The 19,480-nt window shown below is 71.6% G+C and carries 21 protein-coding genes; 10 read left to right on the forward strand and 11 right to left on the reverse strand.

All coding sequences use genetic code 11. The features are described from left to right. Positions 1-623 precede the first annotated feature (623 nt). From EWH70_RS28420 to EWH70_RS28455, 8 genes are read right to left on the reverse strand one after another with little or no spacing between them, the layout of a single operon-like run. Positions 624-1,694, reverse strand: coding sequence for an acyl-CoA dehydrogenase family protein (locus EWH70_RS28420; protein WP_130478599.1), 1,071 nt, complete (start codon positions 1,692-1,694; stop codon positions 624-626). Beyond that, positions 1,694-2,107 (reverse strand): RidA family protein, encoded by a 414-nt coding sequence (locus EWH70_RS28425; RefSeq protein WP_130478600.1) that lies wholly within the window; start codon positions 2,105-2,107, stop codon positions 1,694-1,696. Before EWH70_RS28425 ends, EWH70_RS28420 begins: the two co-directional genes overlap by 1 nt. Then, positions 2,092-2,919 carry an enoyl-CoA hydratase family protein gene (locus EWH70_RS28430; RefSeq protein WP_130478601.1) on the reverse strand — a complete coding sequence of 276 codons (828 nt, stop codon included), beginning with the start codon at positions 2,917-2,919 and terminating at the stop codon, positions 2,092-2,094. The genes EWH70_RS28425 and EWH70_RS28430 overlap by 16 nt, the downstream gene beginning before the upstream one ends. Next, positions 2,916-3,608 carry an SDR family NAD(P)-dependent oxidoreductase gene (locus EWH70_RS28435; RefSeq protein WP_130478602.1) on the reverse strand — a complete coding sequence of 231 codons (693 nt, stop codon included), beginning with the start codon at positions 3,606-3,608 and terminating at the stop codon, positions 2,916-2,918. The genes EWH70_RS28430 and EWH70_RS28435 overlap by 4 nt, the downstream gene beginning before the upstream one ends. After that, positions 3,605-5,107 carry a benzoate-CoA ligase family protein gene (locus EWH70_RS28440; protein WP_130478603.1) on the reverse strand — a complete coding sequence of 501 codons (1,503 nt, stop codon included), beginning with the start codon at positions 5,105-5,107 and terminating at the stop codon, positions 3,605-3,607. Before EWH70_RS28440 ends, EWH70_RS28435 begins: the two co-directional genes overlap by 4 nt. Then, positions 5,104-5,856, reverse strand: coding sequence for a creatininase family protein (locus EWH70_RS28445; RefSeq protein ID WP_130478604.1), 753 nt, complete (start codon positions 5,854-5,856; stop codon positions 5,104-5,106). Before EWH70_RS28445 ends, EWH70_RS28440 begins: the two co-directional genes overlap by 4 nt. Next, the gene (locus EWH70_RS28450; RefSeq protein ID WP_130478605.1) at positions 5,856-7,919 is read right to left on the reverse strand and encodes an oxidoreductase; all 2,064 of its coding nucleotides are present in this window, start codon (positions 7,917-7,919) and stop codon (positions 5,856-5,858) included. Before EWH70_RS28450 ends, EWH70_RS28445 begins: the two co-directional genes overlap by 1 nt. Next, entirely contained in the window at positions 7,916-8,716 is an 801-nt protein-coding gene (locus tag EWH70_RS28455) for an LLM class flavin-dependent oxidoreductase (protein WP_130478606.1), read from the reverse strand. The genes EWH70_RS28450 and EWH70_RS28455 overlap by 4 nt, the downstream gene beginning before the upstream one ends. 48 nt (positions 8,717-8,764) lie before the next feature. Between EWH70_RS28455 and EWH70_RS28460 the strand changes: the two genes are divergently transcribed. From EWH70_RS28460 to EWH70_RS28475, 4 genes are all read left to right on the forward strand, one after another. Continuing rightward, a complete protein-coding gene (locus EWH70_RS28460; protein ID WP_240687282.1) occupies positions 8,765-9,565 on the forward strand; it encodes a PaaX family transcriptional regulator in 801 nt (266 codons plus the stop codon). Then, positions 9,558-10,337 carry a tryptophan 2,3-dioxygenase gene (locus tag EWH70_RS28465; RefSeq protein ID WP_130478607.1) on the forward strand — a complete coding sequence of 260 codons (780 nt, stop codon included), beginning with the start codon at positions 9,558-9,560 and terminating at the stop codon, positions 10,335-10,337. Before EWH70_RS28460 ends, EWH70_RS28465 begins: the two co-directional genes overlap by 8 nt. Further along, complete coding sequence (locus EWH70_RS28470; RefSeq protein WP_130478608.1) at positions 10,334-11,488, forward strand: aminotransferase class V-fold PLP-dependent enzyme; 1,155 nt, start codon at positions 10,334-10,336, stop codon at positions 11,486-11,488. The genes EWH70_RS28465 and EWH70_RS28470 overlap by 4 nt, the downstream gene beginning before the upstream one ends. A gap of 220 nt (positions 11,489-11,708) precedes the next feature. Beyond that, entirely contained in the window at positions 11,709-12,005 is a 297-nt protein-coding gene (locus EWH70_RS28475; RefSeq protein WP_130478609.1) for a hypothetical protein, read from the forward strand. Here the strand turns inward: EWH70_RS28475 and EWH70_RS28480 are convergent. After that, complete coding sequence (locus EWH70_RS28480) at positions 12,002-12,610, reverse strand: GGDEF domain-containing protein (protein ID WP_165436455.1); 609 nt, start codon at positions 12,608-12,610, stop codon at positions 12,002-12,004. The two genes, EWH70_RS28475 and EWH70_RS28480, sit on opposite strands and share 4 nt — an antisense overlap. 137 nt (positions 12,611-12,747) lie before the next feature. Here EWH70_RS28480 and EWH70_RS28485 point away from each other — a divergent pair, with 137 nt between their 5' ends. The 4 genes from EWH70_RS28485 to EWH70_RS28500 all read left to right on the forward strand — a co-directional run bounded on the left by EWH70_RS28485 (position 12,748) and on the right by EWH70_RS28500 (position 16,192). Then, positions 12,748-13,209, forward strand: coding sequence for a helix-turn-helix domain-containing protein (locus tag EWH70_RS28485; RefSeq protein ID WP_130478611.1), 462 nt, complete (start codon positions 12,748-12,750; stop codon positions 13,207-13,209). Positions 13,210-13,295: 86 nt separating this feature from the next. After that, positions 13,296-13,841, forward strand: coding sequence for a UBA domain-containing protein (locus EWH70_RS28490; protein WP_130478612.1), 546 nt, complete (start codon positions 13,296-13,298; stop codon positions 13,839-13,841). Positions 13,842-13,845: 4 nt separating this feature from the next. Further along, the gene (locus EWH70_RS28495; protein WP_130478613.1) at positions 13,846-14,982 is read left to right on the forward strand and encodes an MAB_1171c family putative transporter; all 1,137 of its coding nucleotides are present in this window, start codon (positions 13,846-13,848) and stop codon (positions 14,980-14,982) included. 133 nt (positions 14,983-15,115) lie between these two features. Then, positions 15,116-16,192, forward strand: coding sequence for a Glu/Leu/Phe/Val dehydrogenase dimerization domain-containing protein (locus EWH70_RS28500; RefSeq protein ID WP_240687283.1), 1,077 nt, complete (start codon positions 15,116-15,118; stop codon positions 16,190-16,192). A gap of 69 nt (positions 16,193-16,261) precedes the next feature. On the opposite strand, the gene EWH70_RS28505 is transcribed toward EWH70_RS28500, so the two are convergent. Then, the gene (locus EWH70_RS28505; RefSeq protein WP_130478614.1) at positions 16,262-16,450 is read right to left on the reverse strand and encodes a DUF5302 domain-containing protein; all 189 of its coding nucleotides are present in this window, start codon (positions 16,448-16,450) and stop codon (positions 16,262-16,264) included. A gap of 151 nt (positions 16,451-16,601) precedes the next feature. Here EWH70_RS28505 and EWH70_RS28510 point away from each other — a divergent pair, with 151 nt between their 5' ends. Together EWH70_RS28510 and EWH70_RS28515 are read left to right on the forward strand one after the other, a co-directional pair. Beyond that, positions 16,602-17,081, forward strand: a complete 480-nt coding sequence (locus EWH70_RS28510) for an SgcJ/EcaC family oxidoreductase (protein ID WP_130478615.1) — start codon at positions 16,602-16,604, stop codon at positions 17,079-17,081. Positions 17,082-17,169: 88 nt separating this feature from the next. Continuing rightward, positions 17,170-17,988, forward strand: a complete 819-nt coding sequence (locus EWH70_RS28515) for a hypothetical protein (RefSeq protein WP_205669294.1) — start codon at positions 17,170-17,172, stop codon at positions 17,986-17,988. Between the two features lie 2 nt (positions 17,989-17,990). Here the strand turns inward: EWH70_RS28515 and EWH70_RS28520 are convergent, their stop codons facing one another. Beyond that, positions 17,991-19,376, reverse strand: coding sequence for a glycoside hydrolase family 28 protein (locus tag EWH70_RS28520; protein ID WP_130478616.1), 1,386 nt, complete (start codon positions 19,374-19,376; stop codon positions 17,991-17,993). Positions 19,377-19,480: the final 104 nt, after the last annotated feature.

Below are 19,480 nucleotides of genomic sequence, written 5' to 3' on the forward strand. Positions count from 1 at the left end.
CGCGCGAGTTGTACGTTCCCGCTTGCCTGGTCCCACGATCCGGCACCCCGGTTCTGGATCGTGAGACCAGTCCTGTCCTCGTCTGGCCGAACGGGCCGCTCGCGCGGCCCTGTCGTTCAGGAATGCGAGTTTCGCGTTCCTGAACACGTCATTCACGTTCCTGAACACGACACTCACCATCCGGACCCGGCGACCCAGTCCGTGAACCCACCTCACGCCAGGGGGACCTGCGGCAGGGCCAGGTGGCGACCCGCGAGTCGACCGTTCCGGACCCGCGAGTTGTCGGTTCCCGCCTGCGGGTCCCACTGCGTGGCACGCCGGGTCCAGACCGCGAGACCAGCTCTGTCGTCGCGTGCGCGAGTTTCGCATTCCCGAGCACGACACTCACCATCCGGACCTCGTGCGGCAATGAGAAGCGCGTGGATGTCCGTAGCTGGGCCCGAAGGCCGGGATGCCGATCCGCCGCCCGTCGACATCCCGGCCGTCCCGGGGACGGCGGGGGTGTCGCCGCCGTCGGCGTCGCGCTCTGAAAGCGCTTGCACAGACAGGATTACCCGCGTAGACGGTTGAGGGTCAACAGAAGATCAGATCTTTTACTTCATATATCAGACATGTTAACCCGTTCAGCGCAACAGGTGCCGGGCGACGATCTCCCGCTGCACCTCCGACGCCCCCTCGTAGATCCGCGGGGCACGCACCTCGCGGTACAGGTGTTCGAGCAGGTGACCGCGTTCCAGCGCCCGGGCACCGTGCACCTGGACGGCCGTGTCCACGGCCAGCTGCGCGGTCTCGGTGGCGAACAGCTTCGCCATGGCGGCCAGCGAGGCCACCTCGTCGCTGCCGGCGTCGTAGGCCGTGGCGGCCTCGTGCACCAGCAGCCGGGCCGCCCGCAGCCGGGTGGCCACCTCCGCCAGCTGGTGCGACACGGCCTGGAAGTCGGCCAGCCGCCTGCCGAACGCCTCCCGCGAGCGGACGTGCTCGACCGCCGCGGTCAGTGCCGCGTGCCCCATCCCGACGGCGAACGCGCCGACGCTGGGGCGGAACAGGTTCAGCGTCCCCATCGCCACCCGCATGCCGCCGTCCACCTCGCCCAGCACCGCCTCGGCCGGCACGAACACCCGGTCGAACCGCAGCCTGCCGATCGGGTGCGGCGCCAGCATGTCGATGTGCTCGCCGGACAGGCCGGGCGCGTCCCCTGGCACGCAGAACCCGGTGATGCCCTTGGCGCCCGCGTCCGGGGTGGTGCGGGCGAACACCGAGTACACATCGGCCTCGGGCGCGTTGGAGATGTAGGACTTCTCGCCGGACAGCAGGAAACCGCCCTCGGCACGTTCGGCGGACAGGGCCAGCGACGCGACGTCGGACCCGGCACCGGGCTCGGTGAGCGCGAACGCCGCCACCGCCTCGCCCCCGGCGACCGCCGGTATCCAGGTGTTGACGACATCCGGGCCGCCGGACAGCAGCGGATGCGCCCCCAGACCCTGCAGCGCCAGCGCCGTCTCGGCCTCCGTGCAGTGCCGGGCCAGGCCTTCCCGCAGTACACACAACCGCCGCGCCGACACCGATCCGTCGAACAACGCGGGCAGCAGGCCACGGCCGGCCAGCGCCCGCAGCAGCGGCCGGTTCACCCCGGGCGACTCGCTCGCCAGCGCGGTCAGCTCGACCGCCACCGCCTCGACCTCGGCCAATTCCATCACGGCACCACCGCCGTGCCGAGCAGTTCCACCTTGGCCTCGGGGTCGAACAGCTCGGCGACACCGAGCAACGCGATCGCCGGGTAGTGACGGCCGAAATGCTTGCGGTACAGCGGCGCCAGCTCCCTGAGCGACGCGCGGTACTCGGCCATCGCGCTGGTGTAGATCACCAGCGACACCAGGTGCTCCGGCGAACCGCCGCACGCGGCCAGCGCGGTGACGACGTTGCCGGCGGCGACGTCGAACTGCTCGGCCAGCGTGGTGCCGACGATCGCCCCGTCGGCGCCCTGCGCGGTCTGCCCGCCCAGGTACACCGTGGTCCCGGCAGCCGGGACGACGGCGTGCGCGAACCCGACTGGCTCGGCCAGCCCGGGCGCCGTCACCACCCGGTGCGGGGTCACCTGCCCGTCCACTGTGGACTCCTTCCCGCCGTCCAGGCCCGGTAGAACTCCTTGTGGTCCTCGGTGTTCATCAGCAGCGCCTGGGTGATGGCCTCCAGCTCGACGGCCGAGCCGAGGTCCATGTCCAGCTCCCTGGTCAGCAGCACCTTGGTCGCCGAGTACGCCTGCGCCGGGCCGTCGGCCAGCCGCCGCGCCAGCGCGCCGACGGCCGCAGGCAGCTCCTCGTCGGGCACCACCGAGGACGCCAGCCCGATCCGCTCGGCCCGCTGCGCGTCCAGCTTGTCGCCCAGCATCAGCAGTTCGGTTGCCCTGCCCAGGCCGACCAGCCGCGGCAGCAGGTACGCCGACCCCATGTCGGCACCGGCCAGGCCCACCTTCGTGAACAGGAACGCGAACTTCGCCGACGCGGCCAGCAGCCGGAAGTCGGCGGCCAGCGCCAGCACCGAACCGGCCCCGGCGGCCACGCCGTTGATCCCGGCGACGATCGGCAGCGGGCACTCCCGCATGGCCTTCACCACCGCGCCGGTCATCCTGGTGAACTCCAGCAGCTGGGTGACGTCCATCTTCCGCAGCTCGCCGATGATCTCCTCGACGTCGCCGCCCGAGCAGAACCCGCGGCCCCGCCCGGTGAGCACCAGCACCCGCGCGTCGCCGCGGTGCGGCAGCTCGGCCAGCAGATCCCGCAGGTCGGCGTAGACGTCGAAGGTGAGCGCGTTGAGCTTGTCCGGGCGGGTGAACGTCACCGTGGCCACGCCGTCGCCGACGGCGAAGTCGAAGTGCTCCCACTGCTGGGTCAGGCCCGGTGAGGCGCGGAACGGGCTCATGTCTGGATGCCACCTCCGTCGAGGACGAGTGTCTGACCGTTGATCGCCGCGGCCTCCGGCGCCGCGAGGAAGGCGACCGCGTACGCCACCTCGTCGGGTTCCAGCAGCCGCCCCAGCGGGGACGCCGACGCCAGCGCGGCCTCGGCCGCCGCCGGGTCGCGGCCGGTGGTCTCGGCGATGCGGGCCACCGACTCCGCGGTCATGTCGGTCCGCACGAACGCCGGGCACACGGCGTTGGCGGTGACCCCGGTGCCCGCCACCTCGGCGGCCACCGCCCGCATCAGGCCGACGGCCGCGTGCTTGGCGGCGGTGTAGCCGCCGGTGTAGCGGTAGCCGACCCGCCCGGCCGTCGACGCGACCGTGACGATCCGCCCGCTGCCGCGTTCCCGCATACCGGCCAGCACCGCCCGGGTGCACAGGAACGCACCGGTGGCGTTGACGTCGTGCTGGGAATGCCAGTCGGCCAGCGTGGTGCGCGCCAGCGGTGCGCTGGTGGAGATCCCGGCGTTGTTCACCAGGACGTCCACCGGGCCCGCGGCGGCGAAGAACCCGGCGACGGCGGCCTCGTCGGTGACGTCGCAGTCGGCCCTGCCGACAGCCAGCACCCGGTCGCCCGCCGCCAGGAACCGCGCCGCGATCGCGGCCCCGATGCCCCGGGTACCGCCGGTCACCACCACCAGCCTGCTCACGACCGGCTCCGCAGCGCCCGCCGGTCCAGCTTGCCGTTGGCCGTCTTCGGTAGTTCGCCGAGCAGGTGGACCTCCCGCGGCCGCTTGTGCCCGGCCAGCCGCTCCATGGCGTACGCCAGCACGTCCCCGGCGTCCACTGTGGACCCCGTCCGCAGCACCACGTACGCGTGCGGCACTATCAGACCACCGGTCTCTACGCCGAGTACCGCGCACTCGACGACGTCGGGATGCCCGATCAGCACGTGCTCGATCTCGCTGGGCGCGACCCAGATCCCGCCCACCTTCAGCAGGTCGTCGGCGCGGCCACGGTGGGAGAACCGGCCGTCGGCGTCGCGGCTGAACAGGTCGGCCGAGCGCAGCGTGTTCCCGGCGAACGTGGCCGCCGACTTCTCCGGGTCGCCGTGGTACTCCCGCGCGATCGTCGGGCCGCTGACCTCCAGCGTGCCGATCCCACCGGCGGGCAGTTCGGCGCCGGACTCGTCGACGACCCGCGCGGTGTAGCCCGGCACCGGCGTGCCCAGGCTGCCGCGGCGCACGTCGCCGGGCCGGTTGGACAGGTAGATGTGGTAGGCCTCCGACGAGCCGATGCCGTCGACCACCTCGACGCCGAACGTCTCGTCCCACTTGCGGTGCAGCTCCGCGGGCAGCGCCTCACCGGCCGACGTGCACAGCCGCAGGCAGCTCAGGTCCTGCTCGCGTGCCGACGGGTGGGCCAGCATGGCGCTCATCATCGTCGGCACGTTGACCAGGATCGTCGGCCGGTGCTCGGCGATCAGCTCGAACAGCAACTCGGGCGTGGTGCGTTCGGCGAACGCGATCCCGGCCGCGCCGACGCCGTACGGGAACATCGCCACCAGGTCACGGGCGTAGCCGAAGAACAGCTTCGGCACGCCCAGCACGACGTCGTCGGCCCGCAGGTCCAGCACACCGCGGGCGTAGGCCTCGAAGCTGCGCAGCGGGCTGCGGGCCGGGTGCACACACGCCTTGGGAGCTCCGGTGCTGCCGGTGGTGAACTTCCAGACGGCCACGTCGTCGTCGGCGACGTCGGCCGCGGCCAGCCCGTCCGGCGCACGCTCGATCAGCGTCCACAGTGGATGCTCGCCGGGCCGCAGGTCGCCGGTTCCGGTGACCAGCAGACCGGTCGCGCCCGCCTCGCGGAACGGCCCGAGCGTCGTCGCGTCCACCAGGACCGCCCGGGCCCGCGTGTAGTCGAGGAAGTAGCGGTAGTCCTTCGGTGTCAGAAACGTGTACACCTCGGCGGTGACCGCGCCGATCTTCTGCGCGGCGTACCAGGAGGCGACGAACTCGACGCCGTCGGACAGCGCCAGCAGCACCCGGTCACCACGCCGCACGCCGTGCTCGAGCAGCACCGCGCCGATGCGGTCGGCGAGCACGGACAGCTCGCGGTAGGTCCACTCGCGCCCGCCGGTGATCAGCGCGGTCCGCTCGCCCCGGCCCAGTTCGAGGTTGCGGTCGAGAAAGAACGACGTCAGGTTCACCGCATCTCCCGGATCGTCTCGACGAGCATCGTGGTCAGCGTGTCGAACGTGGCCGCCCCCTCGGCGGCGCTCGCCTCGGCGGGCGCGCCGCAGTAGGCGTCGGGCATGCCCAGATCGCGGAAGTCCCTGGCGCCGCCCGCCATCGCGGCGGGCAGGCTCACCGGGACCGGCGGCAACGTGGGCAGCAGCGCGGTGTCGACCAGGTCCGGCCGGTCGGCCAGCACCAGCGACGTCTCGTAACGGCCGGCGTGGCAGGCGCCGGAGCGGAACTCGTCGGTGAGCCGCTGGGCGTTGCGGCGCCGGACCAGGTCCAGGTGCCCCAGCGTGACACCACGCGCGTCGGCGACGGTGCCCACCACCCGGCGCAGCGTGGCGACGTGTTCGGGCTCGAAGTGGTTGTTCACCAGCACGATCCGTTCCAGCCCCTGGTCGGTCAGTGCCAGGCAGATGTCGGTGAGCAGCGCGTGCAGGGTGTCCTCGGAGACCGAGATCCCGCCGGGGAAGCCTGCCGCGCAGCGGGTCACGCCGTAGGGCACCGCCGGGAGCACGAGTACGTGAACGTCCGGGTCGTCGGCCAGCCGGGCGGCGGCGCGCTCGCACATGCCCGCGGAGATCAGCGGATCGGTGCCCAGCGGGGCGTGCGGCCCGTGTGGTTCGACGGCGCCGACCGGCAGCAGCAGCACGGGTGTCCTCGGCCCGTCGCGCAGGGCGGCGACCTGCGGGGAGGTCAGCTCGGCGAAGGCGGTCATCAGGGATCCAGCTGGCAGAGGTCGGCCCGCCCGGCGGCCAGGACCGTGTTGACGTCGTCCGCCGTCGTCAGGTGCCCGCCGACCATCGTGGGTACCCTGGCCTCACTGCGGATCCGGTCGGACAGCACGGTGAGGAAGCCGCGCCGGTAGACCGGCCTGCTCTCGGCGATCGTCTGCCCCGCCGTGACGGTGATCAGCGACACTCCGCCGAACGACAGTGCCCTGGCGATCGTGACCCCGTCGTCGACGGTCATCCCGCCGGGTGCCCAGTCGTCGACGGTGAGGCGCACCGAGATCGGCCGGTCCTTCGGCCACGCCTCGCGGCAGGCGGCCAGTACCTCCAGCGGGAACCGCAGCCGGTTGTCCGGGCTGCCGCCGTAGCGGTCGGTGCGCCGGTTGGTCAGCGGGGACAGGAACCCGGCCAGCAGCCTGCCCTGCGCGCAGTCCAGCTGCAGCACGTCGAATCCGGCCTTGGCGGCCTTCGCGGCGGCCGTGGCGAACGCCGTGCGGATCTCGGCCAGCCCGTCGGCGTCCAGCTCGGCGGGCACCTGCCCGCGCGGGGCGTAGCGCACGGCCGAGGCCGCCACCAGCGGCCAGCTCTGCCCGGCGGGCAGCGGGATGTCGATGCCGCGCTCGGGTGTCCTGGTGGCGCCGCGGGCACCGGCGTGGGTCAGCAGGATGCCGGTCACGGCGCCGGCCTTGTGTGCCGCCTCGACCTCCGCCTTCCACGGGTGGTCGAGCATCGGCGTGTCCGGGTTGATCCGGCCCCGGTCGGTCACGGCGACCGGGGAGGTGAACACCAGGCCGCCGCCGAATTTCGCGGGCACCCACAGGGGGACGCCGGGTTCGGCGTATTCGGCGATCCGGTTGGGCACCGTGAGCCGTCCCAGCTTCAGTGGCACCAGTGCGGGCGGTGGGGGGACCCGGTGACCGGTGCCGGAGAAGGAGCCGTCGCTGGCGGACATGAAGTGCGGGTCGCGCAGGGTCAGGTTGCCGTGGCTGATCCGCCCGCTGCGGGTGAGCAGGTTGACGGCGAACACGCTGGGGTCGAGGTGGGTGTGGTGCCGGACGCGGGCGAAGTAGGCGGCGCTGTCGGCGGCGGCCTGCTGGAAGCGTTCCACGACCGGTGCCCGCTCGGCCTGGTAGCGCACCAGTGCGGCGGTGAGGTCGTCGCCCCGCGACAGCGCACCGGCCAGCGCGATGGCGTCCTCCATGGCGAGCTTGGTGCCCGAGCCGATGGAGAAGTGCGCGGTGTGCGCGGCGTCGCCGAGCAGGACCCGGTTCCCGCTGTGCCAGTTGCGGTTGCGGATGTGCGGGAAGTCCAGCCAGGCCGAGCGGTTCGACATCAGCCGGTGCCCGGCCAGGTCCTCGGCGAACAGCTCCTCGCAGAACGAGATGCTCTCATCATCCGACATGGTGTCCAGGCCCAGCGCACGCCAGGTCGGTTCGGGACATTCGACGATGAACGTGCTGGTGTTCTCGTCGAACGGGTAGCTGTGCACCTGCACCAGGCCGTGCTCGGTGCCGGTGAAGATGAACCGGAACGCGTCCAGCACCAGGTCGGTGCCGTACCAGATGTACTTGCAGCCCACCGTTTCCACGCTGGTGCCGAACTCCTCCGCCGCGGCGGACCGCAGCACGCTGTTCACCCCGTCGGCGCCGACCAGCAGGTCGCAGTCGGCGGCCAGCTCGGCGGGGTCGGCGACTTCGGTCTCGAAGCGGAGCGTGACGCCCAGCTGCCCGCAACGGCGCTGCAGGACGGCCAGCAGCTCGCGGCGGGCGATGGCGGAGAACCCGTGGCCACGGCAGCGTTGCAGGATCCCGCGAAACCGGATGTCGACGGCATCCCAGCGGGCGAAGGTGTCGGTGATCTCCAGGTAGGTCGGATTGTCGGCGTCGCGCAGCGAGCCGAGCGTCTCCTCGGAGAACACCACGCCCCAGCCGAACGTCGCGCCCGGCGCGTTGCGCTCGACGATGGTCACCTCGTGTGCCGGGTCCGCCTTCTTCAGCAGGATTCCCAGGTACAGGCCGGCCGGTCCGGCGCCGAGGACGGTGACCTTCACGCCAGCACCTCGGCCAGGCGGTCCACCTCGTCGGGGTCGGCGACGGTGGGGAACAGGATCAGCTCGTCGCAGCCCTCGTCCTCGTAGCCGCGCACGAAGTCCTTGATCGCGCGTGCGCTGGTCAGGTTGGCCGCCGCGACGGTGTCCGCGAACGGGCCGGTGAACGAGTAGTAGTCGCGCAGGTAGTCGCTGCCGGAGTCCGGTTCGGACAGTGCGAAGTAACCCTGACCCCACAGCAGTGGCGCGGTGCGCCTGCCGTGGTCGGCGAACGCCGCGCGTACCCGCGTCACCGCCGAGGCGAACGCGCGGGGCGGGCCGCCGCCGTGGGCGTAGCCGTCGGCGTAGCGGGCCGTCCTGGCGAAGGCGGCACCGCTGCTTCCGCCGCACAGCACCGGGTACGGGGTGTCCTCGGTGCGCAGCAGGGCGAGCTGGTCGGACAGCGTCGCGCCGCGGGTGCGGCGGTCGGCCCCGGCCGCGGTGTAGTCGTCGCCGCGGGCACCGATGCCGAGCCCCAGGGTGAACCGGCCGCCGGACAGCCGGTGCACGGCGTCGGCCTGCTTGGCCAGCACGCCCGCCGGGCGCAGCGGCCCGATGGCGATCATCGTCGCCAGGCCGATCCGCCCGGTGACGGCAGCGGCGGCGGACAGCGTGGCGAACGGGTCGACGCTGTCGTAGACCAATCGGTCCAGTACGGCCGCGGTGGAGAACGGGCCCGCGTCGGCCCGCCGTGCCCACGTCGTCAGAAGCGTTCCCGGGGTGCCCGGGATGGTGTTCGGCAGTCCGATGCCTACCCGCATGAAACTGAAGCTACACCCGAGCGGGGTGAGGTGTATAGAGTCGAGGGTGTGGAACCGTTCGAGGCAGCGCCGCAGGAGCTGGTGCTGACCCTGCTCGGCAGCTACCTGCATGACCGTCGCGGTCAGATGGTGTGGTCGGGCGGGCTGGTCGCGCTGCTCGCCGAGCTGGGTTTCTCCGAGGGCGCCGCCCGCATCGCGCTGGCCCGGCTGGCCCGGCGCGGCCTGCTGGAGCGGGTCCGCCGCGGGCGGCAGGTGCACTACGCGCTCACCAAGCGCACGGTGGACGTGCTCGCCGAGGGCGACGAGCGGCTGGCCGGCCTCGGCCGCGGCCGGACGGCGGGGGAGTGGACGGTGCTGTGGCACGCCATCCCGCACGACCGCAGGCTGGAGCGGGAACGGCTGGTGCGCAGGCTGCGGTTCCTGGGCTTCGGCTCGGTGCAGGACGCCACCTGGCTGGCCGCGCACGACCGGGAAGCCCAGGTCGCCGAACTGCTGCGGGAACTCGACGTCACCGACCACGCCGGCGTGCTGCTGGGCAGGCCGGCGGCGTCACTGGACGTGCGGGCGTTCGCCGCCCGCGCCTGGGACCTGGACCGGCTGGCCGAGCGGTACGCCGCGTTCGCCGACACGTTCACCCGGCCCGTGCCGGAGAATCCGGCAGCGGCGTTCGCGCTGCGGACCCGGCTGGTGCACGGCTACCGGCAGTTCCTCACCCAGGACCCGGAACTGCCCGAGGAGCTGGTACCCGCACCGCCGCGGCGGGCCGAGGCGGTGCGGCTGTTCCACGACCTGTACCCCGCGCTGGCCCCGGCCGCGCAACGCCACTTCGACGAGGTGACCCATGCCTGACCATTCCGCCGCACTGACCTACAGCTCGTATCTGGCGCTGGACGAGGTCCTCGGCGCGCAACGGCCCCGTTCCGACGAGCACGACGAGCTGCTGTTCATCGTCATCCACCAGGTCTACGAGCTGTGGTTCAAGCAGATCCTGCACGAGGTCGTCGAGCTGCAGCGGCGGCTGGAGGCGGGCGAGATCCCGCACGCCATCCGCACGTTGCGCCGCATCCTGACCGTGCTGAAGGTTGTGGTGGCGCAGATCGACGTCCTGGAGACCATGACGCCCAGCCAGTTCACCGGGTTCCGGTCGCGGCTGGACGCGTCCAGCGGCTTCCAGTCCGCGCAGTTCCGCGAGCTGGAGGCGGCGCTGGGCAGGCGGGATACCCGGGTGCTGGACCACTACCCGGAAGGCGGCGACCGGGACCGGATCGCCGCGGCGCTGGCCCGGCCGTCGATCTTCGACTCGTTCCTGGCATTCCTGGGCAAGCTCGGCTACGGCGATCTGGCGCGGGCGGACGTGAGTGCCCCGCTGGAGCCGTCGGCGAGCAGGCAGGAGGTGCTGCTGCGGGTGTACGCCGACGACGGCGGCGCGGCGTCGGTGGCCGAACTGCTGGTGGATCTGGACGAGGGGCTGCAGGAATGGCGCTACCGGCACGTGAAGATGGTCGAGCGGACCATCGGCGACAAGACCGGCACCGGCGGGTCGTCGGGCGCGCACTACCTGCGCGGGACGTTGTTCACGCCGATGTTCCCGGACCTGTGGGCCGTGAGGAGTAAGCTGTGAACCCGCTCGCCGCGCACTACACCCGGTTCCGGGTCGCCGAGCGGCTGCTGCTGACCGGGCACTCGCACCAGGCGTGGCCGGACGTCGCCGTCGAGGGCCAGCTGGCGGCGTTCGACGACGCGGCGTCCGATGTGGACGGAAAGTGGGCACGAGCCGCGGCGAAGGCCGACGAGGTGCGGGCCGCCGTACGGGGCTGGCTCGACGACCCGGACGCCGACATCGCGCTGGGCGGCAGCACCCACGACCTGGTGCTGCGGCTGCTGTCCGCACTGGACCTGCGGCACCGGCCGCGGCTGGTCACCACCGACGGGGAGTTCCACACCCTGCGCAGGCAGCTGACCAGGCTCGCCGAGGAGGGCGTCGAGGTGGTCTGGGTGCCCTCGGCGCCCGCGGACACGCTCGCTGCCCGGCTCGCCGAGCAGACCGACGACCGGACCTGCGCGGTGCTGGTGTCGAAGGTGCTGTTCGCGACGTCGCGGATCGTCGGCGGGCTGGCCGAGCTGGCCGCGGCCTGCACGCGGCACGGTGCGGAGCTGGTCGTCGACGCCTATCACGCGCTCGGCGTGGCGCCGTTCTCCGTTCCCGGCGAGGGGCTGGGGCAGGCGTGGGTGCTCGGCGGCGGGTACAAGTACCTGCAGTACGGGGAGGGCAACTGCTTCCTGCGGCTGCCCGCGCACGCGCAGGCGCTGCGGCCGGTGATCACCGGGTGGTTCGCCGAGTTCGGTTCGCTGGACGGGGAGGCGTCCGGCCGGGTCGGCTACGCCCGTGGCGGCGACCGGTTCGCCGGGGCGACCTACGACCCGACCAGTCACTACCGGGCCGCCCGGGTGGCCCGGTTCTTCGCCGAGCAGGGCCTGACGGCGTCGCGGCTGCGGGAGATCTCGTTGCGGCAGACGACGTTGCTGGCGCGGCACTTCGACGAGCTGGACCTGCCGCCGGAGGTGGTCACCAGGGACCGGTCGGCGCCGAGGGAGGCGTTCGGCGGGTTCCTGGCGCTGGAGTGCGCCGACGCGGCAGGCCTGTGCGCGGCGCTGGCCGGGCGCGGCGTGCGGACCGACAGCCGGGGCCGCTACCTCCGCTTCGGCCCGGCCCCGTACCTGTCCGACACCCAGCTCGCCGACGCCATGGCCGCGCTGGCCTCGGTCGTCTGACCCGGCGCGAGTCCACCTCTCGCACCCCGCGAGTCCACCGTTCCCGCCCCGCGAGTTACACATTCGCGCCCGGCGGGAATGGTCAACTCGGGGGTGCCGAGTGGTGGACTCGCGGCGCCGGAGTGGTGGACTCGCGCGGATGGCGCAACCTGGGCGGGTGAGCGGCCCAACCTGGGCGGCGCGCGTTTCCGGTCACCCGGGCGGGGGAACCCGGGTGGACATGTCCAGACTGCGTACCTCCACCGGAAACCGAGTCGCGGCAGCCAGGGTGATCACCGGCGTCGGAGCGGTGTTCGCCGTGATCGAGGCGCTCTACATCCTGATGATCCTGCTCGGGGCCAACGCCGCCAACGGCTTCTTCCAGCTGGTGAAGTCGGTCGCCGAACCGCTGGCGCTGTTCTTCCCCGGCTTGTTCACGCTGGACAGCCACGAGATCGGCGTGCTGATCAACTACGGCCTGGCGGCCGTGTTCTGGCTGGTCGTCACCGGCCTGCTGGCCCGGCTCATCGCGCGCTAGACCCAGGACGGGAGCGCGATGCGGTCCCGCCCGGCGTGTTTGGCGCGCAGCAGCGCCACGTCGGCCTGCCGCAACGGCTCGTGCAGGTCGCCGTCGAGGCAGACGCCCACGCCGATCGACGCCGTGACGCCCTCCACCACCACCGGGTGACCGCTCGCCGAGCGGACGGTCACCTCGGTGGTGCCCAGCCGGGCCCGGATCGTGCGTGCCGTCGCCAGGCCCGCCTCCAGCGACGTGGCCGGCAGCAGCACCAGGAACTCGTCACACGTACCGGCGGTGCAGCGCCCGACGATCCCGGTCGCGCCGACCGCCTCGCGCAGCCGCCCGGCCAGTGCCGCGAGCACGACGTCGCCCGCGGCGCGCCCGTGTGCGTCGTTCACCGCCCGGAACCGGTCGAGGTCGAGCAGCAGCAGGACGCTCGGCTCGGTCCCGGTGTGCGTCAGCGCGTGCCCCGCCCGCCGCTCCCAGCTCGACCGTTCGGGCAGGCCGGTGACGCCGTCGACCGCCCTCGCGTGGAAGGTGATCGGGCACCAGGCACAATCCGTTGTGCCGGTCGAGTGTCCCCCGGACCCCCAGGCCGGGGGGCGGTTTGTACCTGTGTACACACCTCGACCGGTAGACTGTTTCGCGTCAGTGGAACCAGTCATGGAGGCAGCCTAGACCCGCGCCTCCGGCGTTTCAACTTGCGAGAAGATGTACCCTCGACGAAGGTTCGTCGTGGGTGTAAGCCGTGGGAGGTCGGATGTCCCAGCGAGCGGACCGCGACCGCAGTCTGGCGGCGAAGCTGAACCACCTCTTCGCCACCCAGACCCCGCGCAGCGGCCAGGAGTACAGCAACGAGCACGTGGCCGCGGCCATCTCGGGCAAGGGCGAGGTCACCATCTCGCAGAGCTACATCTGGCAGCTGCGCAAGGGCAAGAAGGACAACCCGACCTTCAAGCACCTGCAGGCACTCGCTGCCTTCTTCGGCGTCCCGGCCAGCTACTTCTTCGACGACGAGGTCACCGACCGGGTCGACGCGCAGCTGGCCGAGCTGAAGTCCGAGCAGCGCAGGCTCAACGAGATCGCCAGCTCCAGCGACGCCCAGCTGATGGCGATGCGGGCCGGTGAACTGTCCCCGCAGCGGCGGCGGCTGGTGATGGAACTGCTCAACGTCGTGTACCGCGAGCAGCGGGCCGAACGCGGCGATAGGCCGGAAGAGTGAGACAAACCGGGCACGGGTCTCTGAACTGCGGCTGAACCGTTACGGTCGTCCAAGCGGACGACCAGTCGCGGGACGGAAGGTGACCTGTGCGCGAGCGTGCCCTACGCCGCCGGTGCCGGCAGTTGTTGACCGACCTCGACATCCGGCCCCCGCTCGACGTCACCGAGTTGTGCCGCAAGGTCGGCGAGCAGCGGGGCAGGCCCATCCGGCTGATCGCGCACCCCATCCCGGTGCCGGGGCCGTTCGGCGTGTGGATCGCCGACGAGGACGCCGACTACGTCATCTACCAGGAGAAGACGACCAAGTCCCACCAGGGCCACATCATCCTGCACGAGCTGGGGCACATGATCGCCGGGCACCGGCCCGGTGCCGACGACGAGCTGCTGATGGCCGAGCTGCTCGCGCCGGCCGAGCCGGAGCCGGCGGAGCTGAGCGAGCGCTTCCCCGATCTGGACCCCGAGGCCGTCCGGCGTGCCCTGCGCCGCAGCTCCTACGACAACGACCAGGAACGGGAGGCCGAGACCGTGGCGACGATCATCCTGGAGTGGGCCTCGGTACTGGACCGGGTGGCCCCGAGGACTTCGGGCGACCCCATGGAGACCGCTCTCGCCGACCGGCTGGGATGGTTGTGACTCCATGAACTCCGGGATCCTCGCCTACGGCATCGTCTCCATCATCGCGCTGGTCTGGATGCTGACCAGGCTCGTCCGGACCCCGCGCAGCGCCCCGCTGTGGGCGGTCACCGGTGTCGTCGCCGGGTTCGCCGTCGCGTTCCCGTTCGGCGAGGCCGCGGGCGACCAGGTGTCGCTGCTCGGGCTGTCCCCGATGCTGTGCAGGCTGGTGCAGCACGGCGCCCTGCTGGTGGCGGCCAACTGCCTGATCGCGTTCTTCCTGTTCTCCGCGCTGGAGTTCCGCCGCGCGCTGCGGCAGACGCTGGCCTACGCCGTGCCGCTGCTGGTCACGCTGGTGGTCCTCACCGTCGCCGCGGTGCGCACCCCGCCGGGCACCGGCACCAACGACCACCGGGTCACCAGCGTCGCGGTGTTCTTCGTGACCGCCGACCTGTACCTCGGCTTCGGCTTCGCCGTCGCGTTCGTGCTGGCCTGGCGCTACGCCAGGGGCGCCGAACGCAGGCTGGCGCGCGGCCTGCGGATCGCCGCGCTCGGCATGGCGGGCGTGGTACTGGCACACAGCCTGTTCATCCCGTCGGTCATCATGCGCTGGACCGGCGCGGCGGCCTCGGCCAGCGCCGACGGCAACGCCCAGACGACCATCGGCTGGTTCGGCGCGGTGTTCTTCATGCTGCCGGGCACGGTGCTGTTCGTCGTCGGCGTGAGTTACCCGGCCGCCGCCCGGCGCTGGGCGGCGCTGCGGGTGTGGGCCTACCACCGCAGGATGTACCACCGGCTCGGCCCGCTGTGGCAGGAGCTGCACCGGCACTTCCCCGAGGGCCAGCTGGGCCGGGTGCCCACCAGCCGGTGGCGGGACCTGCTCACCGTGCGTGGTGTGCACCGCCGCTACTACCGCAGGGTGATCGAGTGCCGGGACGGCCTGGTCCGGCTCAGCCCGTACCTGGCCACGGTCGGCGGCCCGGACTCGACGACCGACCCCGCCGTGCTGGCCCAGCGGCTGCGTGCCGCGCTGAAGGCACACGCCGACGACGCGCCGGTGCCCGCGCAGGCGGTCCCGGTGGCGGTGCCGGCCACCGGCGACACGCTGGACGAGGACGTCCGCGAGCTGGCCGCGCTGTCGGCCGCGTTGCGCACCGCGTGAGAACGCTTGGCGGATCACGCCCGGGGCTCTAGGTTCGTGCCCGAGGTACCTCCGCGGTGACGATCTCGCCGCGCGGGCACCGATCCCCAGGGCGTGTCACAAGCACGCCGGTGCAGACAAAGGAGTCACCACCGTGTCCTCCCAGGGTGTGTTCGATCGCGACACCGGCCACGAACAGGTCGTGTACTGCCACGACAAGGCCAGCGGCCTCAAGGCCATCATCGGCATCTACTCCACCGCGCTGGGCCCCGCGCTCGGCGGAACCCGGTTCTACCCCTACGCCTCCGAACAGGACGCGCTCGACGACGTGCTGGCCCTGTCCAAGGGCATGGCCTACAAGAACGCGCTCGCCGGCCTGGACCTCGGCGGCGGCAAGGCCGTCATCATCGGTGACCCGGCCACCGACAAGTCCGAGGCGCTGCTGCGGGCCTACGGCCGGTTCGTCGCCTCACTCGGCGGCCGCTACATCACCGCCTGCGACGTGGGCACGTTCGTGGCCGACATGGACGTCGTGGCCAGGGAGAGCCGCTTCGTCACCGGCCGCTCGCCGGAGGACGGCGGCGCGGGCGACTCGTCGGTGCTCACCGCGTTCGGCGTGTTCCAGGGCATGCGCGCCAGTGCCGACCACCTGTGGGGCACGCCCGAGCTGCGTGGCAGGCGGGTCGGCGTCGCCGGTGTCGGCAAGGTGGGCCACATCCTGGTCGGGCACCTGATCGAGGCGGGTGCGCAGGTGGTGATCACCGACGTCTCGGCGGCGGCCGTCGAGCGCACCCGGGCCCAGTACCCGGCCGTCGGCGTGGCCGCCGACGCCGACGAGCTGCTGCGCTCCGAGCTGGACGTGTTCGCCCCGTGCGCGCTGGGTGGCGCGCTGAACGACGACACGGTGCCGGTGCTGCGGGCCAAGGTGGTCTGCGGCGCGGCCAACAACCAGCTCGCGCACCCCGGCATCGACAAGCAGCTGGCCGACCGCGGCGTGTTGTTCGCGCCGGACTACCTGGTCAACGCCGGTGGCGTGATCCAGGTCAGCGACGAGCTGCACGGTTTCGACTTCGCCAGGGCTCAGCGCAAGGCCGCGGGCATCTTCGACACCACCAAGGCGGTGTTCGCGCTGGCCGACGCCGAGGGCGTACCGCCGGCGACGGCCGCGGACCGGCTCGCCGAGCGGCGCATGTCGGAGATCTCCGGCCTGCGCTCGATCATGGTCGGCTGAGTATCCGGGCACGTGAAGGCCACCTTCATTACGTGAGACGTAGTGAAGGTGGCCTTCCCGTGCTGTGGGTCAGCCGCTCTTGCGGCGGAACTCGCGCTTGTGCGCGGCGGGGCCGTGCGCGTAGTTGACCTTGGAGCCGCGGTCCTCGTGGGACGTGCCGGACTTCGCCTTGGCCTGCTTGCGCTCCAGCGCCTCCCGGAACTTGCGCTTGACCTCGTCTTCCGCACCAGCTTCTGCGGACGGTGTGGAGTCGGACATGGAAACCTCCGGCCAAGGTCGTGTGCTTTCCGGTCCAGCCTTCCAGGCGTGCCCCGCGATGGCGAGTGGATTTCACCGGTTGCCGTTCATTCGACCGATGCGTAGGCTCGTTACATGTAGATAAGCTACGTATTCGGATCTGGGAGGAACCATGGGCAGAAGGCTTCTGGCCGCGGCCGTCGCGGCCGCCGGGGTGGCGGCCGTCACGCTGACCGGCGTGGCGTCGGCGGGCGGTGGAGGGGACCGCGAGGCGTTCGCCGAGCTGGTGCGGACCCAGCAGCGGGCCTGGGAGATCGAGTCGGGCGCCTTGTTCGCCTCGACGTTCACCCGGGACGGCAGCGTGGTCACGTTCAACGGCGACCATCTCGTGACCCGGCCGGTGATCGCGGCTGAGATGCAGCGGTACTTCGACCACTACATCGAGGACACCACGTTCCAGGTGCTCGGCGAGCACGTCCAGTACCTGCGGCCGGATCTGGTCACCATCACCCGCACGACCTGTCTGGTCACCGCTCCGGCCACGGGCTGCCGCGACGGGTCGCTGTCGGTCAACACCAACCTGCTGACCAAGGAACGGGGCGGCTGGCGGCAGGCGATCTTCCAGAACACCCGCAAGGTGCCGCTGCCCTGACACGACCCCGGGGTCAGACCGTGGTCTGACCCCAGCTGTGCGACCGGAGTCCGACGCGCGACGTCCCGCCGGAGCCGACAATCCGCACATGCGTGCTCATCACTCGTCCACTTCGGACGAAAAGAAGCGGGAATTCCCGGCGTGGCTGGCGGTGACCGGGCCGGTCGCTCGTGACCTGCACACCCCGGGCCTGCCCTGGTTTCCCGGCAGGTGGATCGGCGGCGCCTGCCTGATCGTGGCGCCGGTTCTCATGCTGGTCGGCACCCCCCTGCGGTCGCCGTTCCACTTCTTCTTCCCGCAGCAACTGGCGGCACAACAGCAGCACCCGGCGGTGATGGCAGCGGCGTACGCCTGCTTCGCGCTGGGAAACGTGCTGCTGTTCCCCGCGGTCGTCACCCTGTGCCGGGGGATCGTCAGAACCCGGCCGGTCTGGGCGTACTGGGGTGGCACGCTCGTCGTCCTGGGCCTGTTCACGCGCGCCTACCACGCGGGGACCGACCAGATCGTGTTCGTCCTGTCCGGCACGCGGGGCGTCGAGTCCGCCGGGCAGCTGGTGGCCGACTACTACGGGGCCTGGGGTGCGATGACCTGGCACCCCTTCCGCATCCTCGGCGGGGCGACTCTCGCCGGCTGGATCGTCCTCGCCGTGGGGGCTTGGCGTTCGGGCGTGCTCCGCCCGCTGGGTGCGGTGTCCCTGGCGCTGATGTCCGTCCATGCCTTCGGCACGCTGAAGGGCACGCAGGTTCCGGTGTCGATTCTCGCCACCGGGGGCCTGACCGTGGCGTTGGTTCCCGTCGGGGTGTATCTGCTGCGCGCCGGGCCCGGCCCGACCCGCAAGGCGATCGGCTGGATCGTCGTGACGGCGTCGCTACTCACCCTCGGTGCGTTGTTCGGGCCGCGTGGCTGAGTTCAGCCTGCCGGCCTGCCGTTGATCGTCGTGTTACGAAAGCGCAGGTTGTCGGTGTCGATCAGGTGATTCGGCTGGGCGATGCGGGTGAACGTGCTGTCGCTGATCAGCACGTCGCGGATGTGGCTCTGCGGCAGGCCCTCGAAGTTGGCCGCGACGCGGCCGCCGTCGATGCGCATGCGGTCCACGGTGATGTTCCGGATGCGCGGGTAGTGCCCCTTCGTGCCGCCGCCGTTGTAGAACATGCTGACGTCGAGGATCTCCCGTTCGACGTCGCGGCCGGTGAAGTCACGCAGGTGGATGCCGTCGACGTAGCCGCCCCGGTCGGAGTTGGTCTTGATGTAGAGCGCGTGCTTGACCGGGTAGCGGCCGGGGAAGTCCGGTGCGTTGATCTCGCAGTCGCGGGCGAACGCCGTGTGCACGCCGCCGGACATCTCGCTGCCGACGGTGATCCCGCCCCAGCGGCCGGAGAACTTGCACCGTTCCACCACGACGTGGGAGGTCGGGATGCCGACCTGGCGGCCATCGGCATCCCGACCGGACTTGAGTACCACACAGTCGTCGTTGGTGTTGAAGCGGGAGTCCGCCACGTAGGCGAAGCTGGACGAGTCCAGGTCGACGCCGTCACCCTGCGAGTTGGTGGTGAGGATGTGGATGTCGCGCACGGTGATGTTCCGGCTGAACACGAAGTGCAGCGACCACATCGCGGGGTTGGTGATGAACACGTCGCTGACCGCGATGTTCCGGCAGCGGAAGAACTGGATCATGTTGGGCCGCAGGCGTTTGCCCGGGCCGAAGATCCGCCGTTCGACGGGGACGCCCTCCTCGCCCATGCGCCGCAGCTCCTGCGTCGCGCCCGCGCCCCAGCCACGCCATTCCCCGTTGACGGCGTCGCCGTCGAGCGTGCCGCTGCCGGTGATGGCCAGGTTGCGTTGCTCGAAGGCGTAGATGAAGGGGGAGTAGTTGTAGCAGAGGGTGCCTTCCCAGCGGGTCAGCACGAGCGGGAGGTAGTCGGCCGGGTCGGTGCTGAACTTGACCGTGGCACCGGCGCCGACGTGCAGTTCGACGTTGCTGCGCAGGTGGATCGGCCCGGTGCGGAACGTGCCGGGCGGCACGACCACCCGGCCGCCGCCCGCCGCCGAGCAGGCGGCGACGGCGCGGGCGAACGCCGCGGTGTTGCTCGCGGCGCCGGCTGCCGGGTCCGCGCCGAAGCCGGTGACGACGAAGTCGCGCCGGGGAATCCGCGGCGGCCGGACGCGGGCCATGATCCGCGGGACCTGCCGCCACGGATCGGCTTCGCCCGCCGCCGTGGCTGTCGCGGGGGTGAGTACCGCGGCCGACGCCAGCGCGCCGGCCCCGGCGAGGAACGTGCGCCGCGAATGCGTCATCGCCCCATCATATATCAGATACATCAGACGTCCAGCCTCAGTTGATGTCCCCCAATGCCACATTGGGGGACATCAACTCCCCCAATGTGGCATTGGGGTACTAC

This window comes from Amycolatopsis suaedae, assembly GCF_004214935.1.
Lineage (GTDB): Bacteria > Actinomycetota > Actinomycetes > Mycobacteriales > Pseudonocardiaceae > Amycolatopsis > Amycolatopsis suaedae.

Bases quoted from the DNA above. Each gene is read 5' to 3' on its own strand.
- EWH70_RS28420 (WP_130478599.1), bottom strand. From the start codon at position 1,694: ATGGAATTGGCCGAGGTCGAGGCGGTGGCGGTCGAGCTGACCGCGCTG.
- EWH70_RS28430 (WP_130478601.1), bottom strand. From the start codon at position 2,919: ATGAGCCCGTTCCGCGCCTCACCGGGCCTGACCCAGCAGTGGGAGCAC.
- EWH70_RS28445 (WP_130478604.1), bottom strand. From the start codon at position 5,856: ATGACCGCCTTCGCCGAGCTGACCTCCCCGCAGGTCGCCGCCCTGCGC.
- EWH70_RS28455 (WP_130478606.1), bottom strand. From the start codon at position 8,716: ATGCGGGTAGGCATCGGACTGCCGAACACCATCCCGGGCACCCCGGGA.
- EWH70_RS28465 (WP_130478607.1), top strand. From the start codon at position 9,558: ATGCCTGACCATTCCGCCGCACTGACCTACAGCTCGTATCTGGCGCTG.
- EWH70_RS28475 (WP_130478609.1), top strand. From the start codon at position 11,709: ATGTCCAGACTGCGTACCTCCACCGGAAACCGAGTCGCGGCAGCCAGG.
- EWH70_RS28485 (WP_130478611.1), top strand. From the start codon at position 12,748: ATGTCCCAGCGAGCGGACCGCGACCGCAGTCTGGCGGCGAAGCTGAAC.
- EWH70_RS28495 (WP_130478613.1), top strand. From the start codon at position 13,846: ATGAACTCCGGGATCCTCGCCTACGGCATCGTCTCCATCATCGCGCTG.
- EWH70_RS28505 (WP_130478614.1), bottom strand. From the start codon at position 16,450: ATGTCCGACTCCACACCGTCCGCAGAAGCTGGTGCGGAAGACGAGGTC.
- EWH70_RS28510 (WP_130478615.1), top strand. From the start codon at position 16,602: ATGGGCAGAAGGCTTCTGGCCGCGGCCGTCGCGGCCGCCGGGGTGGCG.
- EWH70_RS28515 (WP_205669294.1), top strand. From the start codon at position 17,170: ATGCGTGCTCATCACTCGTCCACTTCGGACGAAAAGAAGCGGGAATTC.
- EWH70_RS28520 (WP_130478616.1), bottom strand. From the start codon at position 19,376: ATGACGCATTCGCGGCGCACGTTCCTCGCCGGGGCCGGCGCGCTGGCG.